Origin of the sequence: Brumicola blandensis (genome assembly GCF_031846165.1) — a bacterium.
Lineage (GTDB): Bacteria > Pseudomonadota > Gammaproteobacteria > Enterobacterales > Alteromonadaceae > Glaciecola > Glaciecola blandensis.
Map to the genome: position 1 here is coordinate 119,496 of NZ_JAVRIE010000003.1, position 17,846 is coordinate 137,341.

The 17,846-nt window shown below is 36.8% G+C and carries 14 protein-coding genes; 13 read left to right on the forward strand and 1 reads right to left on the reverse strand.

Annotation, left to right across the window (positions count from 1 at the left end; genetic code table 11):
* Positions 1 to 75: 75 nt before the first annotated feature.
* Complete coding sequence (locus RM544_RS09030; RefSeq protein WP_311361462.1) at positions 76 to 1,575, reverse strand: peptide MFS transporter; 1,500 nt, start codon at positions 1,573 to 1,575, stop codon at positions 76 to 78.
* Between the two features lie 226 nt (positions 1,576 to 1,801).
* Between RM544_RS09030 and wecB the strand changes: the two genes are divergently transcribed.
* From wecB to RM544_RS09095, 13 genes are all read left to right on the forward strand, one after another.
* Entirely contained in the window at positions 1,802 to 2,929 is a 1,128-nt protein-coding gene (gene wecB / locus RM544_RS09035) for a non-hydrolyzing UDP-N-acetylglucosamine 2-epimerase (protein WP_311361463.1), read from the forward strand.
* A gap of 312 nt (positions 2,930 to 3,241) precedes the next feature.
* Entirely contained in the window at positions 3,242 to 5,788 is a 2,547-nt protein-coding gene (locus tag RM544_RS09040; protein WP_311361464.1) for an SLBB domain-containing protein, read from the forward strand.
* Positions 5,789 to 6,769 carry a Wzz/FepE/Etk N-terminal domain-containing protein gene (locus RM544_RS09045; protein WP_311361465.1) on the forward strand — a complete coding sequence of 327 codons (981 nt, stop codon included), beginning with the start codon at positions 5,789 to 5,791 and terminating at the stop codon, positions 6,767 to 6,769. It abuts the gene before it with no gap.
* A gap of 7 nt (positions 6,770 to 6,776) precedes the next feature.
* The gene (locus tag RM544_RS09050; RefSeq protein ID WP_311361466.1) at positions 6,777 to 7,988 is read left to right on the forward strand and encodes a nucleotide sugar dehydrogenase; all 1,212 of its coding nucleotides are present in this window, start codon (positions 6,777 to 6,779) and stop codon (positions 7,986 to 7,988) included.
* A 10-nt stretch (positions 7,989 to 7,998) separates the two neighbouring features.
* The gene (gene gmd / locus RM544_RS09055) at positions 7,999 to 9,075 is read left to right on the forward strand and encodes a GDP-mannose 4,6-dehydratase (protein WP_311361467.1); all 1,077 of its coding nucleotides are present in this window, start codon (positions 7,999 to 8,001) and stop codon (positions 9,073 to 9,075) included.
* Positions 9,065 to 10,594 carry a GNAT family N-acetyltransferase gene (locus RM544_RS09060; RefSeq protein WP_311361468.1) on the forward strand — a complete coding sequence of 510 codons (1,530 nt, stop codon included), beginning with the start codon at positions 9,065 to 9,067 and terminating at the stop codon, positions 10,592 to 10,594. Before gmd ends, RM544_RS09060 begins: the two co-directional genes overlap by 11 nt.
* Positions 10,594 to 11,679, forward strand: a complete 1,086-nt coding sequence (locus RM544_RS09065) for a hypothetical protein (protein ID WP_311361469.1) — start codon at positions 10,594 to 10,596, stop codon at positions 11,677 to 11,679. Before RM544_RS09060 ends, RM544_RS09065 begins: the two co-directional genes overlap by 1 nt.
* A gap of 3 nt (positions 11,680 to 11,682) precedes the next feature.
* Positions 11,683 to 12,891, forward strand: coding sequence for a lipopolysaccharide biosynthesis protein (locus RM544_RS09070; RefSeq protein WP_311361470.1), 1,209 nt, complete (start codon positions 11,683 to 11,685; stop codon positions 12,889 to 12,891).
* On the forward strand, positions 12,875 to 14,176 hold the full coding sequence (locus RM544_RS09075) for a hypothetical protein (protein ID WP_311361471.1): 1,302 nt from the start codon (positions 12,875 to 12,877) through the stop codon (positions 14,174 to 14,176). Before RM544_RS09070 ends, RM544_RS09075 begins: the two co-directional genes overlap by 17 nt.
* 36 nt (positions 14,177 to 14,212) lie before the next feature.
* A complete protein-coding gene (locus RM544_RS09080; protein ID WP_311361472.1) occupies positions 14,213 to 15,226 on the forward strand; it encodes a glycosyltransferase in 1,014 nt (337 codons plus the stop codon).
* The gene (locus tag RM544_RS09085) at positions 15,216 to 16,319 is read left to right on the forward strand and encodes a glycosyltransferase (RefSeq protein WP_311361473.1); all 1,104 of its coding nucleotides are present in this window, start codon (positions 15,216 to 15,218) and stop codon (positions 16,317 to 16,319) included. The genes RM544_RS09080 and RM544_RS09085 overlap by 11 nt, the downstream gene beginning before the upstream one ends.
* Positions 16,320 to 16,329: 10 nt before the next feature.
* On the forward strand, positions 16,330 to 17,277 hold the full coding sequence (locus RM544_RS09090) for an NAD-dependent epimerase/dehydratase family protein (protein WP_311361474.1): 948 nt from the start codon (positions 16,330 to 16,332) through the stop codon (positions 17,275 to 17,277).
* A complete protein-coding gene (locus RM544_RS09095) occupies positions 17,270 to 17,818 on the forward strand; it encodes a sugar transferase (RefSeq protein ID WP_311361475.1) in 549 nt (182 codons plus the stop codon). Before RM544_RS09090 ends, RM544_RS09095 begins: the two co-directional genes overlap by 8 nt.
* Positions 17,819 to 17,846: the final 28 nt, after the last annotated feature.

A 17,846-nucleotide genomic window follows, 5' to 3' on the forward strand; every position in this document is an offset into this window, starting at 1 on the left:
TTTAGGCACAAAAAAAGCAGTGTCGTTAAACACTGCTTTTTAATTCTTGTTAGCTTTTAGTTTTGTTCGAAAGTGTTAGCTGGCTTCTTCTTTCTCGGCCAACTTCTCCCATTTGCCTGTTTTCAGCGACAATAACAGCAATACAATGCCGATTGCCACACTGAAGTAAGTGATTTGTAAGTACAAACCAGGCATTTGGTCAACTTGTTCTGGGTCGAATTTACCAGCAAAGATACCAGCGATGATACTTCCCATTGAGTAGGTTAGAACGAACACGCCCATCATTTGACCTGCAAAACGCTTCGGAGATAACTTGCTCACAGCACTTAAAGCGACTGGGCTTAACCATAATTCACCCACAGTATGAAGGAAGTATGTTGCCACCAACCAGTAAGGAGCTACTTTCAGGCCGCTTGCAGCAAGCTGTGCAGCAAAGAACATGACGATGAAGCCAGATGCCATGATGATTAAACCAACAGCACACTTCACACTATAACTTGGCTCGATCATTCTCTTACCGAGTGCCATCCACATATATGCAAAAAATGGTGACAGTATAATGATGAAGATTGAGTTCGCGGACTGGAACCATGCAGGTGGAATTTCGAAATCGCCAATCATGCGTTGCGTATAATCTTGACCGAATAAATTCAGCGACGAACCTGCTTGTTCAAAACCAGCCCAGAAACACGTTGATGCTAAACAGATTAGGAATAGTGCTCCCATGCGCTTCTTCTCATCAGCGTTAAGATTACCGCCAAAATAGATGTACGCAAAATAAACTAAAAATATTGTTGTGATTGCCACGGCGACTTGTTTTGCGACAACAACAGGATCGAAACCAATAACGTTTGTGTAAATTAGCACTGTTAATACAGCCAAACCGATAATGAAGCCAACAATTGCAGTATAAGCTTTCTTTTCTGCTTGTGGGGTGAGGGGAACGACAGGTTTATCAGATACACCTTCGATGTTATTGAGTGTCAATTTGTATTGAATCAAACCGAGACCCATACCAACCGCTGCAGCACCAAATGCCCAGTGATAGCCCATGTTTACTTGTAAGTAACCGCACACACCGTAACCAATCAATGAGCCAATATTAATACCCATATAATAGATTGTGTATGCACTATCTCGGCGAGAATCTGTTGGTGAGTATAATTGACCAACCATAGCACCAATGTTTGGCTTTAAAAGCCCTGTACCTAAGACTACAAAAATTAATCCGATAAAAAATGTAGATTCAGAAGGGATTGCAAGAATAATATGGCCGATCATGATGATTATTCCGCCATAAAAAACTGCTTTTTGACCACCGATTAATCGGTCAGCTATCCAACCGCCAGGCAATCCAAAGAAATAAACTGCACCGGTATATAGACCATAAATTGCAGAAGCTGTTGCGACTGTTAAGCCCAAGCCACCTTCTTCCAAAGCCAACACCATGAACAGGACTAGCAGTGCACGCATGCCGTAGTAACTCATGCGTTCCCACATTTCAGTACCAGCTAACGTAAGCAGACCCATAGGATGACCCACAAAACGTGTGTCATTTTCTCTTTCTATCGTCATTTTTGTTCCTTGATAACTATTGTTGTTATTTTTATTTGTTCGCCCGCATTATGCAGTGATAGTCACAAGAGTTGCAAGTTTGTTAAAAAATGGCCTTGAATACGTAATCATTCGAAAAAGGGCCAAAAGTTTACGAATAGGTGTGACAATTCGTGTGGTTTTAAGTAGGATCTCGCCCCAATGGAAAAATCTGCAAGGTTGCAGGAATTTTGGAAGCTAGTTTTTAATGAAAAAAGTCCTTTGTGTATTCGGTACTCGCCCAGAAGCCATTAAAATGGCGCCCTTGGTAAAAAAACTTGAATCCGATCCTAGATTTGAATCAAAGGTTTGCGTGACTGCTCAACATAGAGAGATGTTAGATCAAGTTCTAGAGTTGTTCGAGATTACGCCAGATTATGATCTGGACCTGATGAAACATAAGCAAACATTGAACGATGTAACATCTAAAATTTTGTTACAAATGAAATCTGTGTTAAATGAATTCCAACCAGATGTAGTGTTGGTGCATGGCGATACAGCGACAACCTTTGCGACAAGTCTTGCGGCATATTATGAGCAAATTGCCGTTGGTCACGTTGAGGCAGGACTTAGAACTGGGAATATTTATTCTCCTTGGCCTGAAGAGGCAAATCGAAAGCTTACGGGAGCAATAACCACTTATCACTTTGCCCCAACAAAAGAGTCGGCTGAGAATCTGCTAAAAGAAAACTATCCTGAATCGTCAATTACTATTACAGGTAACACCGTCATTGATGCATTATTAATGGTGCGTGATAAGTTGAAATCAGACCTTTCAACACTGTCAAAAATGAAAGAAAAGTTTGCATTTTTAGATTCGAGCAAAAAATTAATTTTAGTTACCGGCCACAGAAGAGAAAACTTTGGTCAGGGTTTTGAGAACATTTGTCAAGCGTTAGCCACGACAGCGCTAAAGAATGCTGATGTTGAAATCCTTTATCCGGTACATTTGAATCCAGCAGTACAAGAACCAGTCAACCGTTTATTGTCGGAGATAAAAAACATCAAATTGATCGAGCCACAACAGTATTTGGAGTTCGTTTATTTGATGGATAGGGCAACTATTATTTTGACTGATTCTGGTGGTATTCAAGAGGAGGCTCCGTCGCTTGGTAAACCTGTTTTAGTTATGCGTGATACGACCGAAAGGCCTGAAGCTGTCTCAGCCGGTACGGTTAAGTTGGTTGGCACAGATTCTGATAAGATTTGTTCTGAATTGGAGTTACTATTGAATGATGAGGCGGCCTACAGGGCAATGAGTTTTGCTCATAACCCATATGGTGATGGCACAGCTTGTTTCAAAATAGTTGAAGGCCTTTCAACTGGAAGCCAGTAATTCTTTGAGATGTCCTTACCAGAGAAGTTGAGAAATGAGGTGTTTAGGCCTGTAAGGAATTGTTAAGTGCATGGAAACTCGACCTTAACTGTTGTTAATCGAATTCGCGATGTAACTTTAGACCACATTTTGCTGAAGGCATGAAACGTTCTAAATGCTACAAAATGTCAATGAAATAAGAATATTAAAGCATAAATAGCTTAATGTATGAGGAATTGAATTGTGTTAACTGATTTGTTCATAGGGAAAAATTGTTTGTCAAAGTTATTTCTGAGGACGTTTCTAATTGCTCTCGTATCAATGGCGTCTTTTTTGACCAAAGCCCAAGGATTTGTGCCATCTCAACAACAAATTGAGCAGTTTCGAAACTTGCCAAAAGCCCAGCAGGAGCAATTGGCTCGCCAAATGGGGTTTGATCTATCGATATTAGAAACTGTTAATAATTCAGAAATCAGCGGTGATCGGACTGATCTGATTGATTTTGTAGAGAGAGATATAGACGAGAAACAAGTATCTTCAAAGTTAGCAGAGCAAAGTAATGTTGAGAGCGAATCGGTTAAGCTTAGAGCCTTCGGTTACGACACATTTGGGAATAGAAAAACGCCAGCAATACCAAGCGAATATATGCCAGTACCATCCAACTATATCATCGGGCCCGGCGATTCAGTCCAACTTCAATTATTTGGCAAAGAATCAGGTGACTTTGAATTGAAAGTAAACAACGAAGGTAATATTGATATACCTGAACTAGGACCACTGAATGTGGCCGGAACAAGTTTCAATCAGTTGAAAGAGCTAGTTATACAAAAATATGAGCAACAAAAAATTGGAGTTTCGCCGTTTATCTCTATGGGCCAATTACGAACTATTCAGATTTTCCTAGTTGGCGAGGTCTATCGGCCTGGGCCATTAGTTGTAAATGGACTATCGACAATTACAACAGCATTGATAAACAGCGGTGGCGTGAATGAAATTGGTTCACTAAGAAATATAGAGTTGAAACGTAAAGGTATCACAGTTTCAAGTTTTGATTTATACGACTTGATTGTATTCGGTGACACATCTAAAGATATTAGACTTGAGCAAGGCGACGTACTTTTTGTTCCAACTGCCAAAACTGTCGTTTCGGTAGATGGGGAGGTTAGAAGGCCTGCAATTTATGAAATGGAGCAAGGTGAGACTGTTACTGATTTGTTAACCTTTGCGGGAGGTTTTTTACCCAAGGCAGACAAGAATTCCCTGCAGCTAATAAACAATTCGTACAACTCTGGCCTGACTATTCTGAATGTTTCAAGTGATAATAGCGCATCAATGAGTCATAAATTAAGAAATGGCGATTTTTTGCGCGTTCCTTCCGCACGTCAAGAATTTACTAACGCTGTAAGTGTCAGTGGCGCCATTAATTTGCCTTCAATCATCGCTGAAGATGGACTAAGCCTCAATAATCTAATTACAGAAAGAACTATATTATCTAACACTGATTTAACGTATGGCTTGCTAGTCCGGAAGGGGCGACTAGATGAGCAAACTCAGATTATTCAATTTAAGCCAGCGGAAGTCTTAAATGGTTCATTTAATATTGACCTTGAAGCTTTTGATGAAATCTTAATGTTCAATAAAGAAACAGCTAGCACAAAAGTTACTACTGAACCAGCACCCAATCAGGATTTAAGAACGGAAAAAGTTGGCTCGATAGAACACAATAGTGATTTTGTAACAGGAATAGAATCTGACAGGTTCACCACAAGTGTTTTTGAACGTTCAGATTCATCAAGATTTTCCCGACAAATCTTATTAGCGCCGCTAATTGCTAGATTGGAAAACGAGGCGAGTAGCAAGTCTTCTTTACAGTTAGCAGAAATTACAGGTCAAGTTAAGCATCCTGGAATTTACCCAATTACTAAAAATTACACGTTGAAAGAATTAGTTACTGCTGCTGGAGGGCTTACTGAATCGGCGTATTTAGGTGCGGCAGAGCTCTCTAGGGTAGACTTTACTGATGGGCTCTATAATATCAAACACCAAAAGGTCAATCTGCTTTCTGAATTGGAAGCGCCAAGAAGCGAACAACTGCAAATTCAGTCTAAGGATGTCTTGAATGTTGTACGTATTCCTCAATGGTACGAAGAAAATATAGTTGAATTAAGAGGGGAGTTTATTTTTCCTGGTCGATACCAAATAGCAGAAGGTGAAACACTTTCTAGTGTTATTGCTCGCGCTGGAGGATTAACCGTTAATGCTAGTCCGCTAGCCGCCGTTTTTAGCCGAGAAGAGCTGAAACAAAGAGAGCGTGACAATATCAACAAAACTGTGGAGAACTTACGTCAACAATTAGCGAATAATAATTTAAGCAATAGTCAATTCTCCAAAACAATAGACTACCAAAACGCTATGACAGTTCTAAATGATCTGAGCAGCGTAGAGCCAGCTGGCCGAATGGTAATTGACATACCAGCGATAGTAAAAGGTAATACGTCAGCTGATATTAAAGTGAAAAATGGGGATGTGTTAGTCATTCCGAATATTACTCCTGCCATATCTGTAATAGGCGAGGTCTTTGTGGCGACGACCAATATGTATGATCCAGATTTAGATGTGAATGATTACATTCAATTAGCTGGTGGAATACGAGAGTATGGAGACCAGTCCAAAATATACATTGTCAAGGCCAATGGTTCTATCAAAGTCCCGAAATCAAATTTTTGGTTCACTCAATCGGACAAAAACTTATTAGAGCCCGGAGATACCATTGTTGTGCCACGCGACGTCACTAATTATGACAATATTTCACTGTGGCAAGGGGCTACGCAAATTCTATATCAAACCGCTGTTGCTTTAGCAGCAATAGGGAGTTTATAGATGTTATCTAATTCTTCTACTAATATGACATATGAGTCTAACAAACCAATTTATAGCGATAGCTTTAATATCCAATTTTTGTTGAGGTCCTATTGGGCTAATCGCTTTTTGGTTTTAATCTGTCTAGCTTGCGGGACTGGTTTAGGTATCTTATATGCATTGGGGTTGCATAACGTATACGAGTCTAAAGCCGTTCTGATCCCTGTGCAAAGTGATAGCGATAGTCAGTTGAATAGATTAAATAGTCAATTCGGCGGTATTGCTTCCTTAGCTGGAATAAACCTTAGTGGCGGCAGTTCAGTGGATAAGGTATCGGTTGCTCTTGAAACTATCAAGTCTCGTAAATTCTTAGGAGAATTTATAAAGGAAAAAGACATTTTGGTTCATGTGATGGCGGTCAAGGGGTGGGATGTAACGAATAATGTGCCGATATACGATGATGAGGTTTACGACAAAGCATCTGACAGCTGGATTAGACATTATAAGTTTCCTAAAAGTCAAACGCCGACATATCAGGAAGCAGCTGAAAGATTTTCAAAGATGTTCATATTCAGTCATGACTCGGAGTCAGGAATAATTAACGCTTCCCTCCAGTTTTACTCTCCCAAGATTGCGCAGCAATGGTTAGTTCAAATTATAGAGGAACTAAATACAACGATTAAGAATATTGAGAAGAGTGAGTCTAATGACAGCATTACTTATCTGAAGAACCAAGTCGAGAAAACAAATATTACTGAAAATAAGGCATTACTCTACGAAATGATACAAGAGCAAACAAAGAAACTAATGTTCGCAGAAATTAGAGATGAATATATTCTACAAACTATTGATCCGCCAAGCATGCCAGAAGTCAAAGTAGGACCGAAGAGGCCGTTTATAGTGATATTGAGCTTACTTATAGGGTTATTAGTTTCGACAATTATAATAATATTAAAAGCTCTTATTTCTCCAATTTACAAAAAAAAATTATTAAAAAATTAGGGATCTTATGAATTTTTATCCAGATTTTAAAAAACTAGAAATAGTTATTGTCGGACTCGGTTATGTTGGATTACCTCTTGCAACCCATTTTGCAAAGAGCGATATGGTTGTAATTGGTTATGATACATCACAAAAAAAGATAGATGAATTTAGACGAGGCGTTGATAGTGCACAAATTTTAACAGTGGAAGAGCACTCTTTTCTATCCAGTATTGATTTTCGTTCCAATCTCACTAACGGAACAAATAAAAGGGTTTACATTGTTACCGTTCCAACACCTGTTTCGCGAGATAAGGTGCCTGACTTTTCTCCTTTGATTTCAGCCTCTAATTACATTGGTTCTATTCTAAATCCTGGAGATATCGTCGTGTACGAATCAACAGTTTACCCAGGAGCAACTGAATCAATCTGCGTACCTTTATTAGAGAGGAAATCGTCCTTAGTTTTTGGAAAGGATTTTTCTGTCGGCTATTCACCAGAGAGAGTTAACCCGGGAGACAAAACCCGCACTTTGGATAAAATTATAAAGGTCGTTGCTGGCTCTGATAAAGAAACAAGCTCTTTACTTTCGGATTTGTATGGGAAAATAGTTAAAGCTGGAACTCATATGGCATCTTCTATCGCTGTAGCTGAGGCTTCAAAGGTTATTGAAAATATTCAGAGGGATGTCAATATTGCATTGATGAATGAGCTACACAAGATTTTTGATAAATTACAAATAGATATCAATGAAGTGGTCGATGCAGCAAGCACAAAATGGAACTTTATGAACGTCAGACCGGGATTGGTCGGAGGGCATTGTATAGGCGTAGATCCCTATTACTTAATCCACAAAGCAAAAGAGGTTGGATTAAACCCAGAGCTGATAGAGTCAGCAAGGCTGATAAATGAAAACCACATTGAATACGTAATATCAAAACTTTTAAAGTTCGCAATTAGAAATAAGATATCACTTTCAGAATCTAAAATTCTATTCTATGGTCTTGCATTCAAGCCAAACTGCGAAGATTTGAGGAATTCAAAAGCTTTTGACGTTCTCAAATCTCTCAATGATTTGGGTCTGCAGCCAGCAGTTTTCGACCCTTTTCAAACTACTGATTTACGTCCTTCACAAGAGTATGATTTGATAATTTGTGTTACTAAGCACTCCTCTTTTCAGAGTGATATAAACTCATTAGTGTCAAATTCGAGCACTACTCTAATTTATAATTTAATATGATGGTAGAAAAATGAAAAAAGCACTTATTACTGGTATTACAGGCCAAGACGGAAGTTACTTGGCTGAATTTTTACTTGAAAAGGGATATGAAGTCCATGGAATGCGCAGACGCAGTTCACTATTCAATACAGCTCGTATCGACCACCTCTATAAAGACCCTAGTCAAGAGGCAACCAATTTATTCTTGCATCATGGTGATTTAACGGACAGCTCAAGTATTCAGAGAATTGTGGCTGAGGTGCAGCCAGATGAAATATATAATTTAGCGGCTCAGTCTCATGTCGCAGTTAGTTTTGAAGAGCCAGAATATACAGCTAACTCTGATGCACTTGGTACACTGCGTATATTGGAAGCAATAAGACTTCAAAACTTAGAGAAAAAATGTAAGTTTTATCAAGCTTCAACGAGTGAACTATATGGTCTAGTGCAAGAAATTCCGCAAACGGAGAAAACACCTTTCTATCCAAGAAGCCCTTATGCTGTAGCAAAAATGTATTCATACTGGATTACGATAAATTATAGAGAGGCATACGGTATTTTTGGGTGTAACGGAATACTGTTTAATCATGAAAGCCCCAGGCGGGGCGAAACTTTTGTGACCAGAAAAATAACTAGAGCTTTAGCTCGCATTAAGTATGGACTTCAAAAAAGGCTTCTGCTTGGCAATATGGATGCTAAACGAGATTGGGGTCATGCGAAAGATTATGTTGAAATGCAGTGGCTTATGCTGCAACAGGATAGTCCTCAGGATTTTGTTATAGCTACTGGTGAGCAATATAGCGTTCGCGAGTTTGTAGAGATTGCAGCTAAGTTCATAGATTTGGAAATTGAATGGAGAGGAACTGCAGAAGAAGAAAAGGGATATGATCAAAATGGTCGATGTATTGTTGCTGTCGATAAAAAGTACTATAGACCAACTGAAGTTGAGACATTGTTAGGTAACCCTAAACTGGCTAAAGATTTATTAGGCTGGACTCCGAAGATTAAGTTTAAAGAAATGGTTGAAGAGATGATGGAAACGGACCTCAATGAAGCAAAAATTGCATCGATGGTCAATGCCATGGAGAATGAACCAAATGAAAAGTAATAGTATTTCTTGGGCCAACATTAAGTATTTTGGAAATGAGCTAGAGTACGCCAAAGAAGCATTGGATTCTCGCTGGATATCTGGTGGGGACTTTGTGTCAAAATTTGAAAAAGAAGTCGAATCTGTATACCGAGGCAAAGCGTTTGCGGTCAGTAACGGAACAGCCGCGCTACAACTAGCACTGCAGGCATTATCAGTTACGCCCGGAGATAGAGTTATAGTTCCTTCGTTTTGTTTTCAAGCAGCGGGCAATGTTTTGCTTCAACTAGGAGCAGTGCCTGTTTATTGTGACGTTGAGCTCAGTTCATGGAATCAGAGCTTGGGAAATATACAAAAAGTATACGATAAATCTATCAAAGGAGTGCTTTTAGTACATAATTATGGTGGATGTCATGATATAGAAAAAATATCTAAGTGGTGTAAAGAAAAAAGCTTATGGCTTTTAGAGGATTGTGCTGAAGCTTGGTTTAGTATGTGCAGTGGTAAGTTATTGGGCCAATTTTCTGATATCGCAACCTTCAGTATGCATGCTGCGAAAACGATTACATGTGGTGAGGGAGGTCTCCTAATAAGCTATAGAGAGGATCTCAATGAACGAATTACTCAACTTCGAAGCCATGGGTTAGTAGGAGCCCCTAGGCCGTACATGAACCAATTAGCCGGAAATAACTATAGACTGTCAAATATTCATTCTGCGATTGCTTTGGGACAACTTGAAAAACGAACAGATATACTTGAATATCAAATTGCTAGGCAGAAAAAATATACTTCTATGCTGGGGGAATTAAAGTTTGGTCAATTGCAACATTGTATAGGTGATGGGATACAGCTCTGGGCTATTGGATTTCAGCTTTTTCCACATATGCTCACCATTAGTAGAGATGATATAATGGACCTAATGCAAGTTTCAGGAATTGCAACACGCCCAGGTTTTTACTCTACAGATAAGTTGAATTACCTAAACGATGAGAGTTCATACAAAAACTCCAAGTGTTTATCTGACGATATTATTGTTTTTCCATGTGGTTCAGATCTGACAATGACTGAAATTGAGCGGACGTGCCAAATATTTATTGAAATAGTAAAAAATAATACAAAGTATTCTGTGATGGAGCCTTCCTCTAGCGAATATATGAGCTTATTGGGTGAGCTGGTAGAGAATGTTAGGAGCACGGATGAATCTTTCAGATACTTTGATAGTCGAGAATTGTCAATCGTGGCTGACCATGATGCTAACTTTTTATTTAATTTACACGGGAAAGCTGTAGCATATGGACATCTCGAGTCTGAGGGGGCTGATACATGGCTCGGGGTCTGCGTTCATTCCGGTTATAGGAATCAATCTTTTGGTTCAACAATGCTAAAATTACTTCTCGCTACTGCTGTTCGACAAAATATTTCTGTTGTTTCTTTGACTGTAGATATCAATAACCCAAGCGCCATTCGGTTATATGAATCTTTTGGTTTTGTTGTTATTAAAGAAGACGATACATTCTATAAAATGCAAAAAGTGTTTTAATGAAAAAAAGAATACTGCTTATTTCTCCCTTCTCTGGAGATGAAAAGGCTGGTCATCCCAATATAGATGATCAGTTTTTTATTCAATTTTTAGAAAAAAATAGAATAAAGTCCAGGTATATTACGTCAAAACATGTAAGGGACTGTTTCGCTAAGAATCAAACAACTCAGATCAAATTTGAAGACAATGCAGAGCTGAACCCAAATTCATTTTTGAGCTGTTTAAAGTATCTACTCTCATTAAACAAAAAAATAGAAAATGATATTTACTTTTGTGGCTTTTCTGAAAAGCTACTTTTGGCTGCCTATCTAGTTTATTTTTTTAAAGAGTCAACGTTTACACTCATTGCTACGAATAATTTCGGTAAAAGACGTGTAAAAAAATATGGCACACTACTCAGCTTGTTTTATAAAATTTGTAGAAGGAAAGTTAAGCTAATAGTAACGCATTCCACATTTGAGAAATCTTTAGTTGAAAAGAAGTTTAAATTGCCTGCAATTATTAAGAGGCATCACCTATGTATTCCTCGCTCTTCTCTATCCCCAAATAGAAACGATAGCGTAATAACTTCTCTGAACGTTGGGTTTATGGGCCCAGATAAACTCGAGAAGCCGGTCGGTGATTTCTTAGGTTTAATCCTTGCAGACAAAAAAATGACCCACAACTATTTTATAGTTAATTGTAAAACTTCGGATATTCCGAACGAAATTTTATCTCGTAAAAATGTCGTTGTAATAAATAAATGGTTAACACCCAAAGAATATGATGAACTCTATTCTTCCTTTTCTTTCGCATTTATGGGACACGATGAAAATTTTGAAGGCAAGTTGAGTGGGAATTTGTGCGATTCTTTTGCATTAGCTGTTCCATGGATAAGTAAAAAAATTGAACCCTACATAGAATTATCGGAATTATTTGAACAACCAATTTGTTTGTTTTACGAAAGTGGAAACATGCTAAGTCTACTTGATGCTTTGGAGGAAAACAAAGTAGTTGAAATGAAAGGTTACCTTGCTAAAAAGTCTAGCGAGTACTTTAATGTTGATGCTGTTGAAAGCAGCTTGTCTCTAGTTTTTGCAGATTAGGTTATGAAAAGGATTTTCAGCAGCAGTGCTATTAGTTTGTTGGCAGCGCTAGTGAGCTATTTAATACTGGTCGTGATAAGTAGAAATTTTGAGCCTTTAGTTGTAGGTAAATATTTGTATTTAGTTTCAATCAGTATTTTTTTCTTGCTTTCTATCGATCTTGTTGCCGAACAGTGTTCAACGCACTTTGCAAGAAAATTTAATATTCACATCGAAGTTTTAACATATAACTTATTACTAATAAGGTTATTTCTGGCTATAGTTCTAATGACAGTTTTAATTCTCATTGAAACAGTTTTCGATTGGAATAAATTGAGTGGTCTTTTTTATTTTTTAATCCCGCTACTATATATCTCACCAGTATTTGAGTTTCATAGAAAAAACCATATATATGCGACCCTGCTATTATTTGAACGAGCAGTATTTCTAAGTTTTCTATTTTTATTAGTAATGCACGATTTAAAAGATATCCCAGAATATATTTTTGTTTCTTTGATGCTTTCAACTTTCTTAAGCTTCCTTTGCCAACTCATTTTAATTCGAAGATTTGATATAAAGCGCAGTTATAGATTTTGCGGTTTCGTATTATTAAAAACCTATGTTCTTTTATACCTTCCAGTATTCTTGATTGGTATTTTGCAGGCTACATATGGGCACTTCAATCGCTGGGTTATCGAAAGCCATTTCGGCTTGGAGGAGTTTGCTAAAGCATCAATCGGATTAAGTATTGTTAATTTATTTTTTATTATACAGAAACAAATAGACAAGCATTTTCGACAAGAAATTTTTGAAAATCATAGCCGGACTCACAGTAACAAAAAAGTTGTTTATAACTACTTAGTTTTCTTTACAGTTCCATTAATCTTTGTAATAGCTACAACGTTTGTGGTCGGTGATATTTTTATTTTATATGTATTTGGTGAAAACTGGATAGGCGTTAGTGAGTATTTGAAAATTCTTATTTTTTCCATAATACCAGTATCTATAATTCGCTTGACAGACATTTTTGTGATTACTCATGGTCTAGGCCGTAAAACTTTGAATATAAATATATCTATGTTTGTATTATTTTTAATAATTTCGTTTATTTACATCGACTATTTTGATGCCATTACATTTTGTGTTGCGGTTTTGTGTATCCAAGGTTTGCATGCTTTGCTTCAAAGTGCTTACGTTGTCATGAAGGTAAAGAAAATTGACATCAAACTATAAGTGTATTGATAAGAATTTTTATTTTTTTGCAGGCATTCTTGTATTTTTCAGTTGCCAACGTTTTTATTTTTCTGAGATAACTGCAAACCTGAGCATTATTCCATTAACGCTAATTCTGTTGTGTCGACTTCAGTCTAATTATCAGTTTTATTTATTAATATTAAGCTTAATTCTTATGATAGATAAATCCGAAGTAGCATATACTAATACGTTTGCTATTCTTAAGTACTGTATCTATCTAGCTTTTCTTGTTAGCTTGTTGTTTAAAGTGATAAACCCTTTAGCCTTCCTCTTATGGGCTGCATGGTTTACGTTTATAATATTTATAAGTATTGGGAACATTGAATATATTTCATTAAACGTATTTATTAGGGACCTTATTTTCATCCTTTCATTTATCGCGTTGGTAACTAGATATAGTTCGCTTAAAGATATGGAGTTTGAGAAATTAACAGATTTCATATTTTATGTCAGTCTTGCAATGTTATTATCCGAGCTTATAAATATAATGCTTTTCTATAACTATTTTGGAGGTGATTATCTTTCTTACTCTCCCATGAAAATTCTCGCTGTAATGGCCTCTTTGATTGCTCTAATTCGCAAAAGAGTGGTGATATTTCTTTTTTTATTGATACCAACTATTTTTGTATTAGTAAATTTCCAAACCAGAATGATTTTTGTTTTTTATTTGATTTGTATTGTTTTAATTACTATGCACAAAGCTTCTGGTTGGCTCAAAGTTGGATTTTTCGTTTCTGTCGCAGTGTTTTTAATACCAAGTGACCTATTTGCTCAATTCAGAGTCTTAAATATATTTTACTATTTATTAAATGGTGAAAGTTTTCTTAGCCTGCTGCAAGAACTGGACCCAATTCGAACAGCTGAGCACAAAATTATAGCTAATCAAAATATTTTCTCATTACTGTTCGGTAACGGCATTGGTGTCGGATATAGAGACTATTTAGGATTATTAGATTTTGTTGATATTAGTGATAGTGCTTTTTCTGAGGAAGAATTGAAGAATAAACTTTTTTTTAGACTTCACGATTCATGGATATACATTACACACTCCTTTGGATTGAGTGTATATTTAGGTTTAAGTTATTTATGTTTTCGTGAGATATTGGGGAAAAGCTCTGAGCAAAATAGTAGAACTATAAGTATCGTTTGCCTTTTATTATTAAACTTAAGCACATATTCAGCAGGAGGAGTTATGCTTCTTACGTTATTGTTAAGTGTTTTGGTGTACAAACCAGTTTCAAGTCCAAGTGAACGACTGAATTAGATAATAATGTAAATTTAGAAAGTGAGTTATTAAAATATGATAAATCAAATATCGGTGTGTATACCGATAAAAAATGATGCTAAAAACCTAGACTCTTTATTAAAATCAATCAGCGTATCTGATATCGACAACTTAGATTACGAAATTCTAGTATGTGATGGCGGCTCAGATGACGGCCCATTTGAAGTGGTAGATAGGTGGTCTAAAACTCTTAACATTAAATTTATTGAGTCTTTAAATGGTACTGCTAGTATCAATTTGAACAAAGGAATAAATGAAGCTAGATTCAAAGTTTTTTGTCGAATCGACTCACATTGCAAAGTATCTTCTAATTTCTTTTCGCTAGGGTTGAAGCAACTAAACTCTGATAGTGCGAATATTTGTGCTGTGGGACCTATAATTGATGTGACGCCAAGAAGAGTCAATAAAAAAACTGCTAATGCAATCAGTCATGCTTTTGTCTCTCCATTCTTTATGGGACCAAGTCGTTTTAAGGCTTCGAAGCTTTTTCAATCTGAAGCGCGTAATGTTGATACACTCTATCTTGGTTTCTTTTTTACTGATGACTTGAGAGCTATTGGAGGATTCAATGAATTAATTGCAAGAAAGCAGGATATTGATTTGCTTAAACGGTTAAGGTCATATACAAAAAAGAAATTACTACAGAGCACTGAACTAAGAATTGAATATATTCTTAAGCAAGATACAGTTCGAACAATTCTGAAACGCGCATATACTCAAGGGAAGCTGACAACGAAGTATTTAAACAATGTTAGACTTCAGCATTTGTTGCCTATCACTGCTTTTGGACTTTCGCTAATCGCAGCCATTCTAATCCCCTCATATGTTTTATTATTCGTTTGCCTTTACTTTTTTGTGTCAAGTGTTTTTTTATACTTTGAGTCAAGATCTGTATTTATCGCGTTCAGTTATAGTTTTCTTTTTCCAGCATGTCATAGTTGCTTTGTTTTAGGTAATTTTAAAGGCTTGGTTGACTTAGCTATAGAGAAGCTCCATAAAAAAAAGAAAAAGGTGAGTAATGAAATCTAAGCGGGTTTGTTTTCTTGTAGATCATTCTCTGGATCCGAGGTTGAGAAAAAGAGTATCGAGCTTTATTCTGCGCGGTTATTCTGTGGTAGTGTATTCAGACACGCAAAAGGGTGAATGGCTCGCAACCTCAGACTGGGCAAAAAACGCTGAGTTGAGAGAATATAAAGGATTAGGAACGGATTTGGATTTCTCAATTTTATATGTAAGTGGAGCGAAGGTATTTATTGATAAATTTTGGGTTCTACGTAGATTTAAAAAAAATTCCTATATAATATCAGAAATTCCAGACTTACCACTGCGATATAGCAATAATATGTTAAACGTAGCCGTGGGCTGGATATTTAGTTTGTTCGTTAGATCTGTAAGTGATTCAATTGTGTTGACTTCGCAAGGATTTATCGAATTTTTTAGAACCTTCAATAATGTGTCTTTTATTGAGAATATTCCTAACCGTGAGCTAGTTGAGTCTTTCAAGTTAGCATTTAATAAAGGCGTGAGTGAAAGTAAATGTAAGATAAAATTAGGGTATGTAGGGGCGATAAGATATTTAGAGCAACTTCATATGGTCTTGGAGTATTTGTATTCTTTAGGCGATAGTTCAAATATTGAGCTTCATATCTATGGAGGTCCAATTAATAAATTTGAGGGATTGGTTAATAAATACCCGCATTTTAAAAATATGATAAATAACAATGTATTTGTGCACGGACCGTATGATTATGAAAATGAAATTGTCCAAATTTACTCTAGTATCGATGTCGTTTTAGCGAATTATGATGCTAGTCAGTTAAACGTGCGGTTAGCCCTGCCAAACAAGTTATACGAGAGCTTGTTATCGCAGAAACCAATCATCGTGTCAAAAAAGACATTCTTGTCTGAGAAAGTTAAAGAACTCAATATTGGATGGTGTGTTGAATCATCCCAACAAAAGCAGACCACTTTTAATGAGCAAATGGATGCTATCGTTAAAGAGTTAAAATCCTCAGAGTTCACTTATCCGCAAAAAAGTTACTTCGATGAGTTGGAATTACAAGAGAGTCAGTTCTTTTCTAAGTTAGAAAGTAGCGTTTCTTTTTTCAATAAAAATGTATGAAGCGAAGTAGATGAGAATTCTAATTACAGGCGCAAGTGGGTACATTGGTTCTTGTGTTTTTGCGTATATGGAAAAACTTGGACATATTGTTCATGGAATAGCTAAAAGTCCTAGTAGCCACCCAAATATATACGCTATCGATTTAACGGATAAGACTAAAAATGATGAAGTTGCCATTCTACTGGGAAATGCTGACCTTGTTGTTCATTGTGCAGCATTACTACACAACAAAATTAAAGACGAGGCCGGCACGGCTGAATTTTACGAGACTAATGTCCTAGCGACAAAGCGACTATTTGGTATGGCGCAAAAGCTAGAGGTGAAAAAGTTTGTTTTTTTAAGTTCCGCTCTGTCTGTACTATCTCATTCTAGGTTCATAGTTGATGAAAAAACTCAACCAATCCCAAAAAGTGAGTTTGCAAAATCCAAATTGCAGGCTGAAATGGAAATATTAAACTTATACGAAGAAGGTCGAACGGAACCTATTATTTTGAGGTTACCTCTCGTTTATGGCTCAAATCCGCCCGCGAATTTAAGGCTTTTGGAAAGGTTAACTACGCTGAATCTGCCCATACCTTTGGATGCCGTTGAAAATAAACGAAGTTATATTGGTATGGATAATCTATTGGATTTATTAGCATATCTTGTTGATGCAAAAATCACACGCCTTGACTCATATCCAGTTTACTTCGCCACTGACGGGAGTTCGCTCTCAACGAGGAAGTTAGTGCGCTATATCGCAGCGGCTAAGAATAGTAAAAGCGTCTTTTTAAAGGTTCCGAAAAGCCTATTGAAATTGGGTTTGTTGTTAATTGGAAAGCGAAATATGATTCCGTCGTTGTTGTATGATTTAGAGATTGATGACAGTAAAATTCGAAAATTATTAAATTGGAGTCCGAAGTATACTCCGCAGCAGCTATTTGAAATATATTTTAAGGAGCAACAAAGTAATGATTAGAACTTTGGATTTGATATTTTCCTTTTTAGGATTAGTATTCTTACTTCCCGTAATGGCTATTATTTCTATTTTGATCATGGCATTTGATGGGCCTGCAATATTTTCTCAGAAACGGTTAGGCAGAAATAAGAGGGTATTTACTCTTTATAAGTTTAGAACAATGAAGCTAAATACTGAATCTAAGGCAAGCCATTTGGTCGCTTCCTCCTCGATAACCGGAATTGGGAAGTTTTTACGAAAAACTAAGCTGGATGAATTACCTCAACTTTTTAATGTGTTGACTGGTGAAATGAGCCTAGTTGGGCCGAGGCCAAACTTAGAAAGCCAAAAAGAGTTAATAAACGAAAGAGATGTGAAAAATGTTTTTAATGTGAGACCTGGTATTACTGGCTTGGCACAGATTAATCATATTGATATGTCTAACCCGAAGAAACTGGCGACAACTGATTCCGAAATGATTGCTAACCTCACAATAAGGTCATATTTTTATTACATCTTGAAGACAATCACTGGAGGTGGAGCTGGGGACGCGGTAAAGTAGTTTGGAAATTCATGAGCTATATTTGAAA